Annotated in this window: 15 protein-coding genes; 9 read left to right on the top strand and 6 right to left on the bottom strand. The window is 69.3% G+C overall.

The window, feature by feature from the left end; all coding sequences use genetic code 11:
• Window positions 1-120: 120 nt before the first annotated feature.
• Window positions 121-1,305 carry an AMP-binding protein gene (locus NM203_RS21940; RefSeq protein WP_255062541.1) on the top strand — a complete coding sequence of 395 codons (1,185 nt, stop codon included), beginning with the start codon at window positions 121-123 and terminating at the stop codon, window positions 1,303-1,305.
• The gene (locus tag NM203_RS21945) at window positions 1,302-1,577 is read left to right on the top strand and encodes a hypothetical protein (protein ID WP_255062543.1); all 276 of its coding nucleotides are present in this window, start codon (window positions 1,302-1,304) and stop codon (window positions 1,575-1,577) included. The genes NM203_RS21940 and NM203_RS21945 overlap by 4 nt, the downstream gene beginning before the upstream one ends.
• Here NM203_RS21945 and NM203_RS21950 read toward each other — a convergent pair.
• Window positions 1,538-3,241 (bottom strand): sensor domain-containing protein, encoded by a 1,704-nt coding sequence (locus NM203_RS21950; RefSeq protein WP_255062544.1) that lies wholly within the window; start codon window positions 3,239-3,241, stop codon window positions 1,538-1,540. The two genes, NM203_RS21945 and NM203_RS21950, sit on opposite strands and share 40 nt — an antisense overlap.
• A gap of 158 nt (window positions 3,242-3,399) precedes the next feature.
• Between NM203_RS21950 and NM203_RS21955 the strand changes: the two genes are divergently transcribed.
• Window positions 3,400-4,569: a beta-ketoacyl synthase N-terminal-like domain-containing protein gene (locus tag NM203_RS21955; RefSeq protein WP_255062545.1), complete on the top strand. Its 1,170-nt coding sequence runs from the start codon at window positions 3,400-3,402 to the stop codon at window positions 4,567-4,569.
• 8 nt (window positions 4,570-4,577) lie between these two features.
• On the opposite strand, the gene NM203_RS21960 is transcribed toward NM203_RS21955, so the two are convergent.
• The 3 genes from NM203_RS21960 to NM203_RS21970 form a co-directional block, all read right to left on the bottom strand.
• Window positions 4,578-5,861, bottom strand: a complete 1,284-nt coding sequence (locus NM203_RS21960; protein WP_255062546.1) for a serine/threonine-protein kinase — start codon at window positions 5,859-5,861, stop codon at window positions 4,578-4,580.
• Between the two features lie 233 nt (window positions 5,862-6,094).
• A complete protein-coding gene (locus NM203_RS21965; protein ID WP_255062547.1) occupies window positions 6,095-6,598 on the bottom strand; it encodes a pyridoxamine 5'-phosphate oxidase family protein in 504 nt (167 codons plus the stop codon).
• A 12-nt stretch (window positions 6,599-6,610) separates the two neighbouring features.
• Window positions 6,611-8,839: a molybdopterin-dependent oxidoreductase gene (locus NM203_RS21970; protein ID WP_255062548.1), complete on the bottom strand. Its 2,229-nt coding sequence runs from the start codon at window positions 8,837-8,839 to the stop codon at window positions 6,611-6,613.
• A gap of 68 nt (window positions 8,840-8,907) precedes the next feature.
• Between NM203_RS21970 and NM203_RS21975 the strand changes: the two genes are divergently transcribed.
• The 6 genes from NM203_RS21975 to NM203_RS22000 all read left to right on the top strand — a co-directional run bounded on the left by NM203_RS21975 (window position 8,908) and on the right by NM203_RS22000 (window position 14,482).
• Entirely contained in the window at window positions 8,908-9,501 is a 594-nt protein-coding gene (locus NM203_RS21975; protein ID WP_255062549.1) for a TetR/AcrR family transcriptional regulator, read from the top strand.
• A gap of 57 nt (window positions 9,502-9,558) precedes the next feature.
• Window positions 9,559-10,995 (top strand): neutral zinc metallopeptidase, encoded by a 1,437-nt coding sequence (locus NM203_RS21980; RefSeq protein WP_255062550.1) that lies wholly within the window; start codon window positions 9,559-9,561, stop codon window positions 10,993-10,995.
• Between the two features lie 259 nt (window positions 10,996-11,254).
• Window positions 11,255-11,629 carry a heme-binding protein gene (locus NM203_RS21985; protein WP_255062551.1) on the top strand — a complete coding sequence of 125 codons (375 nt, stop codon included), beginning with the start codon at window positions 11,255-11,257 and terminating at the stop codon, window positions 11,627-11,629.
• Between the two features lie 90 nt (window positions 11,630-11,719).
• Window positions 11,720-12,142, top strand: a complete 423-nt coding sequence (locus NM203_RS21990) for a nitroreductase family deazaflavin-dependent oxidoreductase (protein ID WP_255062552.1) — start codon at window positions 11,720-11,722, stop codon at window positions 12,140-12,142.
• 136 nt (window positions 12,143-12,278) lie between these two features.
• Complete coding sequence (locus NM203_RS21995) at window positions 12,279-13,322, top strand: PrpF domain-containing protein (protein ID WP_255062553.1); 1,044 nt, start codon at window positions 12,279-12,281, stop codon at window positions 13,320-13,322.
• A complete protein-coding gene (locus NM203_RS22000; protein WP_255062554.1) occupies window positions 13,319-14,482 on the top strand; it encodes an AbrB family protein in 1,164 nt (387 codons plus the stop codon). Before NM203_RS21995 ends, NM203_RS22000 begins: the two co-directional genes overlap by 4 nt.
• Here NM203_RS22000 and NM203_RS22005 read toward each other — a convergent pair.
• Both NM203_RS22005 and NM203_RS22010 read right to left on the bottom strand, forming a co-directional pair.
• Window positions 14,368-15,048 carry a response regulator gene (locus tag NM203_RS22005; protein ID WP_255062556.1) on the bottom strand — a complete coding sequence of 227 codons (681 nt, stop codon included), beginning with the start codon at window positions 15,046-15,048 and terminating at the stop codon, window positions 14,368-14,370. The two genes, NM203_RS22000 and NM203_RS22005, sit on opposite strands and share 115 nt — an antisense overlap.
• The gene (locus NM203_RS22010) at window positions 15,030-16,709 is read right to left on the bottom strand and encodes a sensor histidine kinase (protein ID WP_255062558.1); all 1,680 of its coding nucleotides are present in this window, start codon (window positions 16,707-16,709) and stop codon (window positions 15,030-15,032) included. Before NM203_RS22010 ends, NM203_RS22005 begins: the two co-directional genes overlap by 19 nt.
• Between the last annotated feature and the right edge of the window lie 15 nt (window positions 16,710-16,724).

Here is a 16,724-nt window from a genome sequence, read left to right on the forward strand (position 1 = left end):
CCTCGGTCGCCGAGTTGTACGAGTGGACGGTGAACCGAACCTCTGCCAGCATCGTTTCATGATCAAAAGCGTCGCCGGCCGGCGCAACGATGCACAGCGGGGGAGGTCGGGCAAACGTTGATGAAGCCGTCGGCACCGTCGGGTCGGCTGGGCAACGCGTCGGAGGTCCTGCAACGGTACCTTCGCGCGTTCTCCGACCTCACGTCCGTCGTCGTCGTGGCGCCCGGCAGGGTTGCCGGCGCGGCATCATCGGCGGTTTTCGCCGGGTGGCACGTCACCGACTGCTCGGCGCAGTTCGTCGGCACCGCCCGCCAACGGACGGACGAGCTCGTCTTCGAATCCTCCGGGACGACCGGGGACCCGAAACTGGTCCGCTATCGCAAACAGGTCATCCGGGACTGCGCGACGGCGATCGCCCGGATGCTGGAACTCGAGGCCGCCCGCGATTACATCGCCCTGATCAATCCGCGGTTCGCGTACGGGCTGTCGGTGCTGCACAGCCACCACCTCGCAGGGACTCCCGTGCGCTTCGCGAAGCCCCCGACCACGCTCGCCGAGTGGGCGGACGTCCGCGAGTCGCTGCGGCCCGACTCGACGATCTACCTGGCGCCGCATCACTCGTTTCTGCTGGCGCAGGATCCGCACTGGCGCTTCAACGCACCGATCGAGCTGGTGTTCGCAGGCGGTCCACTACGGCAGTCGATGGTCGACGCACTAGGGCGCTGCTTTCCCAACGCCACGGTGACGAACATGTACGGCCAGGCGGAGCTCGGCCCGCGCATCTCCATCGGGCGGTCCGCCATCACGGCGTTCCGCGAAGGCGACGTGGGCCGACCGCTGCCGGGGGTCGATGTGCGGGCGGATCCGCAGGGTCGCATCTCGGTGCGCAGTCCGTATCGGATGGAGTCCTACGTGACCGCTGCGGGCGAACCCGTGCCTGCGGATGCGTCGGCCGACTGGTGGCCCACCGGTGACGTCGGACGCGTCGGCGCCGACGGCACCGTGTTGATCACGGGGAGAGCCGCGTCCGACATCAACTTCCTCGGAGGTCGTATCGGCCTCGATCACCTCCGGCAGATCGTGCGGGACGTCGACGGCGTGCTCGACGTCCGGGTGTCCGCCGTGCGGCATCAGGCCTTCGGTGAGTGCCCCCACCTCCGGGTCCTCATCCCGTCCAGGGCCAACCGCGACGCGGCGGAGCGAGCGGTGCGAATCGCGTTGTCCGACAACATCGGTCACGCTGCAGCCGCCGCCGTCGTCGAGGTTCTCGACCCGGCTTCGCTACCGGAATCGGGAAAGCTGTGACCGCCGCGCCCGCGCCGTGGGAGGAGGTGCGCGCCCGACTGCTGACCAGGGTCTTCTACGCGCACACCGCCGACGACGTCGCCGCGTCGACCGACCTGATGGGCGACGGCTTCCTCGACTCGATGACGGTGTTGGTGATCCTCGGCATGTTCGACGAGGAACTGGGCGCGGGCGTCGCGATCACGTCGGCGCGCATTCCCGACACGGCGTCGTTGGACGCGATGCGGGACCTCTACGAGCGCCTGCGCGTCAGCGGCGTCGGCGATGCCTGATCGTCCACGCCGGCGTCCGAGTCGATGACGTAGGTCGCGGCCCGGCGGGCGCGCGCCTTCGCGGCGTACATCGCCCGATCGGCCTGCCGCAGCAGGGCCGCACCGCCACGGGCCTCGTCGGGGCGAACGTCGACGACGCCGATGCTGCCTCCTACGGTGATGGTCAGTCCGGCCACACTCATCGGCTCTTCCAACTTGGCGTTGATCCGCCCGGTGACCTCGTCGAGAGCGGCGCCCTCGAGTGGGCCGGTCATCAATACGACGAACTCGTCACCCGCCAGCCGATAGGCGCTGTCGGTTCTCCGAACCGACTCCCTGATCCGTTGTCCTGCAAGCTGAATCACTTCATCACCTGTGTCGTGGCCGAGCGAGTCGTTGATGGTCTTCAGATCGTCGAGGTCGACGAACAGCACGGCGCCGAGAGTGCCGTCGGCGAGCAGCCGATCCAGGTGCGCGACCAGATGTGCGCGGTTGGGTAGTCCGGTGAGCGGATCGTGCAGGGCGAGGTGGGCGAAACGTTCGGTCGCGGTGCGCACCGCGGTGATGTCGTGGAAGGTGATCAACACCGCTGAGCGGCGGCCGTCTTCGGGGTTCAGCCTGCGGGAGCTGATCGACAGCCACCGGCGTTCCCCGGTCGGTCCGTCGTTGTACACCTCGCCGCTGAACGGGGTTCCCGTCGTCAACGTGTCCAGCACGGGCCTGCCCGAGATCTGAGCCGCGTCGGGGTCGAGCTTCCACCGCTGCGCCACCTCGACGTAGGACAGCCGGTGGTCCTCCTCGGTGAGCCGGAGCACTCGGGCCACCGCGGGGTTCACCGAGAGCAGGCGGCCGGCGTGGTCGAGCACCACGACGCCCTCCTCCAGCGAACTCACCACGGTCTGGAAGTGCTGTTCGGCCCGTCGCAGCGCGGACTGATCGGTGCACAGCAGGACGTACCCGTCGGTCATGGCCGCCGCGGAGACGCGCACCGAGAGCGCCACCCCGTCGGCCGACCGGTGTGCGACGCTGACGCGGCCACCGGCGGCGATGACTGCCGCCGGATCCAGTTGCGCCCCAACGGCTTCGCTCACCGGCAAACCCAGCACCTCCGGGGCGGAGCGGTGGTAGATCGCCTCCGCGGCGGGATTCCACGAGGTGATCAGCCCGGCATCGGTGGTCGCGATGATCGCATCGCTGACATGGTCGACGAGGGCTGCCTGGAAACGCAGCGCGGCCTGAGCGACCTTGTGCCCCGTCATGTCCCGGAAGATCACCTGGTACGCAGGTTCGCCGTTCCACACGGTGAGCACCGACACCGCCTCGACGTCGACCTCCCTTCCGTCGAACGTCAGCATGATCGCCTCGGACGGTTCGGAGATGTCGCCCTGCTTGCGCAGCGACCCGATCCGTTCGAGCATCGCGGGGATCGACGAGGCGTGCACGAACTGCGTGATGACGGTGCCGACGAGGTCCTCGCCGGGCGGCACCGCCATCCACCGCAACCCGGCCTTGTTCACGTAGACGACGCGTCCGCCCTGGTGCACGCAGATGGCGTCGGGACTGTGCTCCAGCAACCGCTGGTACCGGTCGTCGGCGGACTCGCTGCGGGCCGCGATCAAGTCGGCCGAGGTGTCGTCGGTCGCGCTGACATCCTCGGCCTCGTAGTCGCCGTCCCCCACAGTCACAGCTACTTCCCCTTGGCTAGTCGCGTCAAAAGTAACACCGAATCGATCGCTTACCTCGGCCAACGTCTGAATCGTCGGACTGGTCAATACGGCTCGGCTGAGGGTAAATCAATGGAGGCCAAACCGGCCACGCCACAACACAATTAACGGAGACGTCAATGACACTCACATCTGCGTCGGGCGCGCACATCCTCGGGCTGGGAGCGGTGACAGGCTACGGCTGGGGCGCGGATGCCCTGTGGACGGGACTGCTCAGCGGTAAGCCCGCCGCCGACCTGTACGAGGGATACGGCGGCGGTGGCAGTGCCTGGCTGGCCATGGTTCCCCCGGGCGGCGACCCGCAGGACGGGATCAGTCGGTCCGCCCGCGCGATGCGCGCGGCCGCCCGTGAGGCGATCGCCGACGCTGTGGCACGGGGCTGGACCCCCGGCCGGCGGGTGGGCCTGCTGCACGCCGTGGTGGTCCCCGAAGTCGAGGAGTGGCGGCGCTTCTACCTCAACGACAAGTCCAACCGCCGGGTGCGCGACTACCTGGGGATGATGCCGTCCACTCCGGTGTCGTTGATCATGCGGGAGTTCGACTTTCACGGTCCGGCCATGAACGTCTCGGCGATGTGCGCCTCCGGGAACGCCGCGCTGATCACCGCGAAGATGTGGCTGGACGCCGACATGGTCGACGACGTGCTGTTCATCGCGACCGACCTGTCGCTGACTCCGGAGCACGTCGAGCATTTCGTCAAGTTGGGTGTCGCCGTTGTCGACGTGGAACCGCTGGACGGATGCCGCCCGTTCCAGGAGGGGAGCCGCGGTTTCCCCGGCGGCGAGGCGTCGATCAGTTTCGTGCTGTCGAAACGGGCGGGTGCTTCGTACACGTCGATGCTGGGCGGAGCGATGAGCCACGACGCCTTCCACCTCACCTCCGTCGATCCGGCACGCACCCACGTCGACGCGTGCGTGCGAGATGCCTTGAGCGCGGCGCGGGTTGAGTCGGGCGACATCCGGTACATCAACGCGCACGGCCCCGGCACCGCCCAGTGCGATGCGGCCGAGGCGGGCGTGCTCGACGACATCTTCGGCGGCAGGCCCCAGATCTACTCCGTCAAGCCGCTCGCCGGGCACTGCCAGGGCGCGGCGGCTGCGGTCGAGATCGCGGCCGCGGCACTCGGCTACGAGCACGGCGTCATCCCCGCGCCGCCGACCGTCGCACCGGGGCATCCCCGACTTCTCGACGGCGCGACCCCGATGGACGCGGGCCTGACGCTGAAGACGTCGCTCGGGATGGGCGGACACAACTCGGCCGTCGTGCTGGCACCCTCGATCGCGGCGTGACGCCGCGGCTACCGCGTGAGCGCCGCGTCGAGCCTGTCGAGGTAGTCGTCGACGTCGACCTGCGGGGCTGACGCGTGCACGCCGATGGCCACGGTGCGCCCGATGACGTGGACGCCGTGGCTCAGGCTGGAGATCGGGACGAGGGCGGGAAACCCGGTGGTGAAGGCGACGGAACACCCGCCGAACGACAGGTCGGCCGGCCCGCGGTCGACGCTGGACACGGTCGTGTGCGCGGGCACCAGCTCCCGTCCGCCGTCGATTCGGGCCAGCTTGATCGCCAGCCTGCGTACTGCAGCGGGGATCGCCTCGGAGGGGGCGGACGCGATGTCGTAGCTCGGGTGCTGCGTACGCCTGTGCCACGCCGCGAAGTCGTCGGTGATGCGGCGAATCTGCTCGTCGCGCGTCGGTGCGTCGGGATGGAAGCCGATCCAGGTTTGGTCGAAGTGGTTGTAGGACTTGGCAACTCCGCGTTTGGCGACGGGGACGGCCGCCGTCAGTTGGGCGGGGTCCTCGCCACGGGCCGTCAGGTAGCCCGTCATCGCGTCGGAGATCGCGGTCATCGCCCCGACCGTCACCGTCGGGCCGGACAGGCGGTCCCTGTCGCATGTCAGAGTTCGCAGCACCCGGGTGCCCGACGGCGTTGCGTTGACGCTGAGCGAGCGCACCGGCGCCTTCACCGCGGGCAGCCTGCCCGCTGCGGTGTCGGCGGCCAACGTGCGCTTGGCGCGCGCCTTGGCTGTCACGCTGCGCAGCGGCCGCACCCACGTGGCCCGCTGAATCGGGTCGGGCAGTGCGGGCCGCCCGAAGAGCGCCCCGGCCAACGCGGCGGTCCTGCCCCCACCGCCCAGCGTGTGGTCGATCTGAAGCACGACGACCGTGGCCGCTCCCGATGTGCCGGGCACGCCGTGCACCGGGGTGAACACGTGCAGTCGCCAGGCCCTCACCCGTGGATCCAGCTGCTGCCGCAGCACTGCGCTGACCGCATCCAGGCAGGCGTCCCAGGTGGACGTCGGCAACTCGTGCACAACGGCCTGCTCCGGTGCCACAGCGGCGGGCACCCACGTGGGGTGGCGCCACCCGGCAGGGTCCTCGCGGATCCGAACGGCGAGATAGGGGATCTCGCGGGCCCGCGTCAACGTGGCGGCCACCGCCTCGGGCACCGACGCCGGAACTCCCCGGAAGGCGAACACCAGCGCCTGGTCGGTTGGGAAGCGGGCCGAGAACCAGAGCCACATCGCGTCGGCGGATGCCATCGGGCCGTCGACACGGCATTCCGGTGGCACGGATGTCACGTGAATCTCCTCACCCGTCAGCGGCCCGGTCTCAAGATCAGAATTTACACAGCAATCTTGAAACAGCACAGTCGAGTGCGTCCTCAACGCCGTTTCCATGGCCGGTTCGGCAATCTGCGCTAGCTGCGGCGTTGAATCCTGCGGGGCGCTTTCAGCGCCGCCCAGCGCCCCGTGTTGGCAGTTCTGGCAAACAAATGGCAGCAGTCATCAGGACCGCTCCGCGGGTGGACCCGTCAGCTCAGGTACTGCGCCGTCGACCCGGACACCGGCATGTCACCCATGCCCAGCTTGCGATGGTCCCAGCTGCGCAGCCGCGAGGGCACGACGCGGACGGCGATGCGGTTGTTCATCATCTGGTCGACGAACGGCTTCATCTCGTCGGTGTAGGGCCCGGTGTAGCGCTCCCACACGCTGACACCGACCCGGTGCAGAAGATCGGCGTCGCTGTCGACGATCTCGGCCGTGCCGTCGATCGACACGCCGCGCAGGGTCGGGTAGGTCCGGCCGTCTTCGATCATCACCGTGATGGTCGGGTCGCGACGCAGGTTGACCGCCTTCTGCGACTTGGCCTTGGTCTCGAACCAGATCTCCCCGTCGATCAGGGCGTACCACATGGCGACGAGGTGCGGGCGCCCATTCGGGAGCACCGTGGCCATGGTGGCGGTGCGGCTGCGCTCGATGAACTGCGCGATCTCGTCGTCGGTCATCGCGATGGCCGCGCGTTGGTTCTGTCCCATCAGCAATGCCTATCAGGCACCCGCCGCGGTGACGGTCACCGGGATCCCGTTGAGTGCGCCGTTACCCGACGGCTCGTCGAGGAAGTCCGGCGGCGACAGCACGTTGGTGTTCACGCCGGGGGAGCCGTTGGCCACCGACATCCGGGTACCGGCCTTGCCGTGGCCCCACCCGTGCGGCATCGACACCACTCCGGGCTTGATCGCGTCGGTCAGTTCGACGGGGACCTCGAGGCTGCCCGCCGACGACGTCACCGTGACGGTGGCACCGTCGGTGATTCCCCGATTCGCCGCGTCCTCGCGGTGCATCACGAGGGTGCACCTGTCCCTGCCCTTCATCAGCGGCGCGACGTTGTGCAGCCAGGAGTTGTTGGACCGCAGGTGCCGGCGGCTGACGAGCACCAGCGCGTCCGGCGCGCGCTCGAGCCGGGCCGCCAGTCGGGGCAGGTCGTCGAGCAGGTACTGCGGTGCCAGCCGGACCTTCCGGTCGGCAGTGCCGAGGATGTCGGGCAGCTGCGGCACCATCGGCCCGAAGTTGATGCCGTTGGGGTGCTGCTTGAGTTTCTCGAGCGTCAGGCCGCCCGGGTTCTCGCCGTACCGGTCACCGAACGGCCCGGTGCGCAGCGTCAGGTCGAGCACCCGCTCGGGTCCGCCCGTCAGATCGCACCCGTCGTAGCGTCGTCGTACTTCCGCCCCGTCGAGCCCCTGGGTGAACGCCATGTAGTCGAAGAACCCGTCGTCGATGGCGGCGACGTCGACGTCCTCCGCGGGCACGCCGGTGCACAGTCCCGTGAGTCGGATCAGGATCTCCCACTCCTCGGGCCGATCGGGATCCTCGGGCGCGAACACGGGCGGGGAGTAGTTGGCGATGCTGTTGACGGCGAAGTTGAGAATGAGGTCGTCGTGGTGCGCCTGCTCCAGCGGCGACAGCCCTGGCAGGATGACGTCGGCGTGCCGCGTCGTCTCGTTGAGCCACAGGTCCACCGAGATCATCGCGTCGAGCATCGGCAGCACCTCGTCGAGCTTGTGCCCGGCCGGCGTCGACAACACGGGGTTGCCGGCGACCGTGATGAGCGCCTTCAACTGGCCGTCGCCCGGCGTGGCGATCTCCTCGACCATGCACGACACCGGCACCTGGCCGAGCACCTCCTTGGCGCCGCGCACCCTGGTCTGGAAGCGGCCGAACTGAGCGAGCCCGTCCTCGAGACCCGGCTGGGGCTGCACGGTGATTGACCACGCCGCTGGCCGCGCGAACATCAGCCCGCCCGGCGTGTCGAAGTGCGCGGTCAAGATGTTCACGACGTCGACCAGCCAGCTGGCCAGGCTGCCGAACTCCTGATTGCACAACCCGATTCGGCCGTAGAGGACCGCGCGCGGCGTCCCGGCGAGCTCGCGCGCCAGGTCGCGGATGCGCTCGGCGGGAATCCCCGTCGCAGGCTCGACGCGGTCTGGTGACCACTCCGCGGCGACCTCGCGCATACGGTCCAGCCCGTCGAGATACGGCTCGACGTGGCCGAGCGCGACCAGCCCCTCGTCGAACAGCGTGTGCACGACGGCCATCAGGAAGGCCGCGTCGGTGCCGGGGGTGATCGGCAGCCACTCGTCGGCGCGCGCCGCGGTGGCCGTGCGCACCGGGTCGACGACGATCACTTTGCCGCGCTTGCGGATTCCGTCGATGATGCCCATCACGTCCGGCGCGGCGAGCAGCGAGCCCTGCGAGGCCGCGGGGTTCGCCCCCATCACGACGAACAGGTCGGTGCGTTGGATGTCGGGAACTCCGAACGTCCACCAGCCGCCGTACATCAGATGCGAGCTCAGGTTCTTCGGCCACTGGTCGACGGTGCCGGGCGAGTACGTGATCGGCATCCCCGACATCCCCAGCAGCACACCGGAATACCGCGCCAACGAGAACGAGTGCGCCAGCGGGTTGCCCACGTACGCGGTCACCGCGCCGATGCCGTGCTTCTCGATCACCGGGGCGAGGATCTCGGTGCATCGCCGGAAGGCCTCGTTCCAGCCGACCTCGCGCCACTGGCCGTCGACCTTGATCATGGGCGCGCGAATGCGATCCGGGTCGTGGTGCACCGCGCCGAGCGTCGCGCCCTTGGGGCAGAGGTGGCCGTGACTCCACTCGTCGTCGCGGTTGCCCCGAATGCTCGCGACGCGGCCGTTGGCGACCTCGATCTCGAGGCCGCACATCGCCTCGCACAGCGGGCAGGTGTACAGGTGCCGGCCGTCCGCCATGGGAGACCTCCTCGTCGGCGGAGTTGTCGTGACACACTGTATCGACTGGTCGGCCGGAGGGGACGCGAATGGAACGGACGGCGACGTCGCGGCACCGACGCCTCGGCCCGCACAAGGACCCGGCCATCGACACGGCGGTGCTCGCCGCCACCCGTCGGCTCCTCGTCGAGCGCGGCTACGCGGCCACCAGCATCGACCTCATCGCCACCACCGCAGGAGTCAGCCGACCCGCGGTCTACCGGCGCTGGGAGTCGAAGGCCCACCTGGTGCACGAGGCGGTGTTCCCCGACCTCGGACCGGACTCGCCTCGGGATGACTTCACCGCCGAGATCACCCGGCTGTGCCACGGCGCGATCCGCATGTACAGCGACCCCGCGGTGCGCGAGGCGATCCCCGGCCTGCTCACCGATCTGCGCGCCAACCGGCCGCTGCGGGTGGTGCTCCGCGACCGGCTCGAGGCGGCGGCCCGCGGTGAGCTCGCGACCCGACTGGACGGCGCCGTCGCAGCGGGTACGGCGCGCGCGGTGGATCCCGACACCCTGATGGACGTCATCGCAGGCGGCGCCTGGTACGCGGTCTGCGTGCGCCGGGTCGGCGACGTCGATCGGGCGGCAGCCGAGCTCACGCAACTCGTGCTTCGCGGAGTGCTCTCGCGCTATTAGCATTCGGTATAACCTCACCGCGTATCCAGCGCACCCCCTCACTCCCGAAAGCAGGACATGAGGCAACGGTCCACGGCATTGAAGACGTCGATGGCGCTCGCATTCGCGGCGCTGCTGCTCGCCGGTTGTGGCGGCGTGACCCAGGGTCAGGCCGTCTCCCCGGTATACGACCCGTTCCGGGTCGGCGGACTGCCCGCGGAGGACGGTGACAGCGGCGTGCGCGACGACGCCCCGGATCCCCAGCGAGAGGTCGAGTTCACCGACGACGGCCCGATCGACCGCATGGCCGCGCAGGCGGTCGACGACGTCGAGGAGTACTGGCAGGAGAACTACGGCGACCTCGACGGCAGCTTCCAGCCCATCGAGATACTCCAGTCGTGGGACGCGAACGACCCGAGTTCGCCCGAGATCTGCGGCATGGAGACCTACGACGTCCCCAACGCCCTGTACTGCATCCCCGACGAGAGCATGGCCTGGGACCGCGGGGTCCTCGTGCCCACCGGCATGAAGTACTTCGGCGACGTGTCTGTGGCGGCTCTGCTCGGCCACGAGTACGGGCACGCGGTCCAGCACATGGCCAACCTGGTCGATCGGTCGACGCCGACCGTGGTGAGCGAGCAGCAGGCCGACTGCTTCGCGGGCAGCTACATCCGCTGGGTCGCGGAGGGCAAGTCCCCGCGATTCAAGCTGAGCACCGGTGATGGGCTCAATCACGTTCTGGCAGCGGCGATTACCCTGCGCGACCCGATTCTCGAGCCCGGCGACGCCGAGATGCTCGAAGAGGGCCACGGTACCGCGCTGGACCGGGTGAGCGCGTTCCAGATCGGGTTCTCGGGCAGTCCGTCCGACTGCGCGGCGATCGACATGGACGACATCGAGCAGCGGCGCGGCGATCTGCCGATGGCGCTGCCCTACGACAGCAGCACCGGAGGCGTGGCGAGCGGTGACATGGAGATCACCGAGGAGAGCCTCCAGCTGCTGATGGACGTGCTCGGCACGATCTACCAGCCGAACGACCCGCCGACGCTGTCGTTCAACGAGGAGGAGTGCGCCGACGCCACGCCGAGTCCCCCAGCGTCGTACTGCCCGGCCACCAACACCATCTCGGTCGACCTGTCGGCGATGCAGGAGCTCGGTGAGCCCGCCAGCGAGCAGAACAACGTCCTGATCCAGGGTGACAACACCGCGCTGTCGGTGCTCACGTCGCGCTATGCGCTCGCCGTCCAGCACGAACGCGGCGAGTCGCTCGACACCCCGACCGCCGCGCTGCGCACCGCGTGCCTGACCGGCGTCGCACAGGCCGCGATGTCACAGGAGGGCGACCTGACGCTGTCCGCCGGCGACCTCGACGAGGCCGTCGCGGGCCTGCTGACGAATGGTCTGGTGGCCAGCAACGTCAACGGTGACACCGTGCCTGCGGGCTTCACCCGCATCGTGGCCTACCGCTCCGGACTCAGCGGCGACGAGGACCTCTGCTCCGCACGGTTCAAGTAGCCCGCCCGCCAGGCAACGATTTCGTAACGTCTCAGATCACGATCACTTAAGGATTCGCGCTGCGTTCTAAGCGATTCGCCGTTGTTCTCAGCGAATCAGCGCGAACTGAGAGCTAACTCACGGTCCGCAGGCGTAACGCCCTGAGCATCGTGTTTCTCGGCCGCAGACGATCGGCGCCGCACTGTTTCCGTGCACCTACCGTGGGTACCGGTTCGGGGTACGACAGGCGATCCGATCGCTTGGGAAGGAGAACGTGATCATGAAATTCAGCGCTATCTCAGCGGCCGGGCTACTCGGCGGACTCGCCGCGGCGACACTCGTCGTGGCACCCGTGGCGACGGCGGCACCCGACTGCACTGCCAGCGGTGTGGCGAACACCGTCAGCACGGTGTCGGGTGAGGCCCGTGACTACCTGAACGCCCACCCCGGCGCGAATCAGGCGGTCACCGCCGCCAAGAGTCAGTCGCGGCCGGACGCGGAGGCCAACCTGCGCGGGTACTTCACCGCCAACCCGCAGGAGTACTACGAACTGCGCGGCATCCTGTCGCCCATCGGCGACACGCAGCGGACGTGCGACGTGCAGGTGCTGCCGCCGGATCTCGCGGCGGCCTACACCACCTTCATGGCCGGCTGACACACGGCGTGAGAGCGGCCCGTCGCCCCGAGGGGTGGCGGGCCGTTTCGCGCTTGGAATAGCCCGCTGGGTTGCCGCGTTGGCGTGTCCGTGACCGACCAACCCGAACTGAGCCCCACCGACTGGGTTCGCGACCAGACCGCCCGCATCATCGCGCAGGGCACCACCGACGGCGTCGAGGTCCTCGACCGCGCGATCGTCCTCTTCACCACCACCGGCGCTCAATCCGGCAAGAAGCGGTACGTGCCGCTCATGCGGGTGGAGGAGAACGGCAAGTACGCCATGGTGGCGTCCAAGGGCGGCGATCCCAAGCACCCGAGCTGGTACTTCAACGTCAAGGCCCACCCCGAGGTGACGGTCCAGGACGGCGAGAAGGTGTCCACCGGCACCGCCAGGGAGATCGAGGGCGACGAGCGCGAGCACTGGTGGAAGCTCGCCGTCGAGGCCTATCCCCCGTACGCCGAGTACCAGACCAAGACGACGCGGCAGATCCCGGTTTTCATCGTCGAGTAGGTGCATGAGCACAATGCGCAGAAGGCGGTAATCGCCCGTTGCGCGGGTAGTGCGCACAAGCGCGACTTCAGCGCCGCGACTTCGTAATTTCGCAGGTAGAGCCCCTCGGGGAACCTACCAAAGACGGAGTTACGGCATGTTGATCACGTTGCCGGCCATGCAGATTCGCGGAGGCACGTCCAAGGGCGTGTACCTGCTGGGCGACGACCTCGCCCGCTACCCACTCGACGCCGTGCTGTCGGCGCTCATGGGCGGCGCACCCCGCCAGCTGGACGGTCTGGGCGGCGACGCCACGACCACCAGCAAGGTGGCCGTCGTCAGCCCGTCCATCGAGGACGACGTCGACGTCGACTACCTCTTCGTCCAGGTGGACCCGAAGACCGGGCGGGTCGACCGGACGCCCACCTGCGGCAACATCCTGGCCGGCGTCGGGCCCTTCGCCATCGAACGAGGCCTGGTGCCCGTCAGCGGCGACACCACCGTCGTCCGCATCCGGCTGGTCAACACCGGCGCGAGGGTGGTCGCCACCGTGCGCACGCCCGACGGTGCCGTCGACTACTCGGGCGACACCACCCTGGCCGGCGTGAGCGGCAGCGCCGCCCCCGTGGAGCTGACGTTCACCGACTTCGCGGGCGGCACCGCGGGGACCCTGTTCCCGACGGGGCATCGCATCGACCACATCGACGGCGTCGAGGTCAGCTGCGTCGACGCCGGTGTATGCGCGATCGTCATGCGGGCGACCGACCTCGGCATCACCGGTGGCGAGAGCCCGGCGGAGATCAACGCCGACTCGGCCCTGCTCGACCGCGTCGAACGCATCCGTCGCAAGGCCGGTGAGCTCATGGGGCTGGGCGACGTCACCGGCCGCGTCGTTCCGAAGGTCATGCTGATCTCCGCGTCGGACACCGCCGACATCCGTTCGCGCTACCTGGTGCCGACGTCATGCCACCCCGCACACGCCGTGTCCGGCGCGATCAATCTCGCGTCCACGCTGTCGATCCACGGCACGGTGGCCGACGAGTTCCACAGCACCACAACGGGTTCCGCCATCGGCATCGAGCACCCCGGTGGTGTGCTCGAGCTGGCGGTCACCCTGGACGGCGATGCGCCCGTCGGCGCCACCATCACCTCGACCGCCCGCAAGCTGTTCGACGGCACCGCGTTCGTGGAGATCCGGTGATCACCGTGACGAACTACTCCCGATGGATCTCGGCGGCGGTTGTCGTCATCGCGCTCGGCGCCCTGTTCACCTACCTGGACCTACCGGCGGGCTGGCTGATCGCCGGAATGCTCGGCGCGGCGAGCGTCGCGCTGCTGTCCCGCCGCGAACTCACCCCGCCCGCCAAGGCGATGTCCGCGGCGCAGGGCGTCATCGGCGTCGTCGCGGTGGAACCGCTGACGAAGCTGACCCCGTCCGACCTCGTCCACTTCGCCGGCTGCGCGGCCTTCTCGGTCAGCGTCACGCTGACGCTGAGCGTGGTGCTCGGCCTGCTGCTGGCGCGGCTGGCCAAGGACCTGGGTGCGGCCACCGCGAACCTGTCCCTGATCGCGGGTGGCGCGAGCACGATCTCGAGCATGGCGAAGGAACTGGGCGCCGACGAACGGTACGTCGCGCTCTCGCAGTACCTTCGCCTGACCATCGTCGTGCTGACGATGCCGGTGGTGCTGAGCGCCCTCGGCACCCGCGACACCGCCCCCGAGCTGGTTGCCGCGCATGACCATTGGAGCGTCGTGGGCCTGGTGGCGATGGCCGCCCTGATCGTGGCCGCCGGTCGAGGCGCCAAGCTGATCAGGCTGCCCGCCCCATTTCTGCTCGGCCCGCTGGTGGTCACCGCGGCGCTGGCCGTCGCCGACCCGTCCCTCGCGACGCTCGTCAGCCCGACCACGGTGATCACCGACGTCGCCTACGTGGTGATCGGGTGGCAGGCCGGCGGCGGGTTCGCGGTCGACGTGCTGCGCCGGTTCGTCCGGTTGATCCCGCTGACACTGGGCTTCATCGCGCTGACGATCGGCTCCTGCTTCGGCGTCGCCGTCATCGTGAGCCACTGGGCCGGGGTGTCGCTCAGCGACGCGTACCTGGCGACCACGCCCGGCGGCATCTACGGCGTCCTGGCCATCGCCAACGAGGTGCACTCGGGTCCGATCGTCGTGACGCTTCAGGTGCTGCGGCTCATCACGATGGTCGTCGCGGCGGGCATGATCCCCAAACTGGTCGGCTGGCTGTCTCAGCGCCGGGGCCGGGCCGGGGGAGCGGCCGTGAACTCCTGCTCCGGTCGTCCGGTGGTGCCGTACCTCAACCCGACGGTCACCTCGCCCGCACCGGCGAGCGTCGCCAGGTAGCGCTGCGCCGTCGCCCTGGACACCCCCGTCGCCTCCGCCACCTCGGCGGCCGACAGGGGGTGTTCGGCGGCGGCGAGCGCTTCCAGCACCAGCTTCCTGGTGGGTGACGGCGCCGCGGACGGCGAGTTGGGTGGGGGAGCGAGCTTGGGGCGCAACGCATCCAGTGCGGCGTCGATGGCGGTGGCACTGAGGGACGGCGTCGCAAGAATCCTGCGATACCGGGCGTAACCGGCGAGCCTGGCGGCGAGTTCGGGCGGCTGGAAGGGCTTGACCAGATAGCCGAGCGCGCCCGCGGCGACTGCCGCCCGCACCGTCTGCGGTTCGGTGGCCGCGGTCAGCATCATCGCGTCACCCGAGAACTCGCGGACGAAGTCGACGCCCGAGCCGTCCGGCAGGTACACGTCGACGAGGGCAAGGTCGACCGGCGCCGCCGCACGTGCGGCGGCCAGCGTGTTCGCCGTACCGGTCACGGTGAAACCCGGTAGCGCCCTGACGATCTCGGCGTGCATGTTCGCCACGCGGAAATCGTCGTCGACCACGAGTACCGTCAGCTCCGAGCCGTCCACTGTGCCTCCTCCTCGATCATGACACCCGGTAGCCGCGCGATGAACTCCGCGCCGTGCAGCCGGCTCTCCGCGTCACCGGCACTCGACAGCCGCAGGTCGCCGCCGAGCCCACGGCACAGCTGGCGGGACAGCGCGAGACCGATGCCGCGCCCACCGGGGATACCGGAATCCGGTTTGGTCGTCGTCCCCTCGACGAAGAGCTGGTTGACGAACTCGGGTCGTACCCCGGTGCCGCTGTCCGCCACGGTGATGTACAGCGTCGAGTTCTCCTGCAGCAGTTCGACTTCCACCTCTTTGAGGTCACCGGTTGTACCCCTGGTCGCGTCGATCGCGTTGTCCAGCAGGTTGCCGAGGACCGTCGTGACGTCCACGGGGAGCGCCAACCGGCCCGCCACCCAGGTGTTCGCGCCGACCGTCAACGTGACCCCCGCCTCGCGCGCGGCCGCGGCCTTCGCCGCCAGGAAGGCCTGCAGGTACGGGTCGCGCACCGTGTCGATGCCGGGGACCGTCGATCCCAGCGGACCGGCGCCGAGGAGGTCCTCGACGTACTGTGCCGCCTCCTCGGTGTGCCCAACGTGCAACAACCCGTTCAGCAGGTGCAGACGGTTGGCGAACTCGTGGCGCTGTGCCCGCAGCGCCGTGCTCATCAGCTGCACGGCGTCGAGTTGTCGTGTCAACGATTCCACGTCGGTGCGGTCGCGCACCACCAGCACCGTGCCGAGGTCGCGCCCGTCGCGGGAGACCGGCCGTGCCGACACCACCACGATCCGCTCGTCGACCGTCGCCAGCGTCGGTGTCGGGTCCGCCGCGCGGAACACCGCGAGCACACGTGGCGTCAACCCGATGTCGTCGACTGGGCGGCCCGCCTCCGCGGTGATCCCCAGCAGGCGGCACGCCTCGTCGTTGACGAAGGTCGTCCGCCAGTCCGCATCGGCGGCGAGCACACCCTCCCCGATGCCGTGCAACACCGCCGCCTGACCGCGGACCATCTCGGCCATCTCCGCCGGGCGTAGGCCGAGGGTCAGCGCACGCCACCGGCGCGCCAGCAGGACCGAACCGACGGTGCCGATCAGCAGGGCCCCGCCGCCGAGGAGAGCGGCCCACCGCAGATTGCTCCACAGCTGTTCGTGGACGGCCCTGGTGGAGACCCCCACGCTGACCTCGCCGATCACTCGCTGCGAATCCGGTGCGAACACAGGGACTTTCGCTCGCACCGACGGGCCCAGCGTGCCAGTTTCGTGAACGACCTCCTCACGACCGGCCAGCGCCATCGCGGGGTCCGTGCTCGTCGGCTTGCCGAGCTCGGCCGGGTCCGGGTGGGTCAGCCGGAGCCCGCGGTCGTTGGTGATGACGACGAACAGTACGTCGGTGCGCTTGCGGACCTCGGTGGCGATCAGCTGCAGCGGACCCCTCGCCAGTGCGTCGGCGGACAGCGCACCGGTCTGGTCGTCGTACCCGGCGACGCCGGTCCTGACGGCGGGCGCGGCGGCCAGTACGCGGGCGATGTCGAGGGCCCGGACACCGTACTCGTAGGCCAGCCGCTGGTGGCTGAAGAACGCGAACATGCCGAACGCGATGACCATGGTCATCGCGACGACTGCGATCTGCAGCACCAGCACCTGAGTCGCGAGCCGCGGGTCGATGCGGACCCTGAAGGCCATGGCCCGCAAGCCTAC

The organism is Mycolicibacterium arenosum (assembly GCF_024320865.1).
GTDB lineage: Bacteria > Actinomycetota > Actinomycetes > Mycobacteriales > Mycobacteriaceae > Mycobacterium > Mycobacterium arenosum.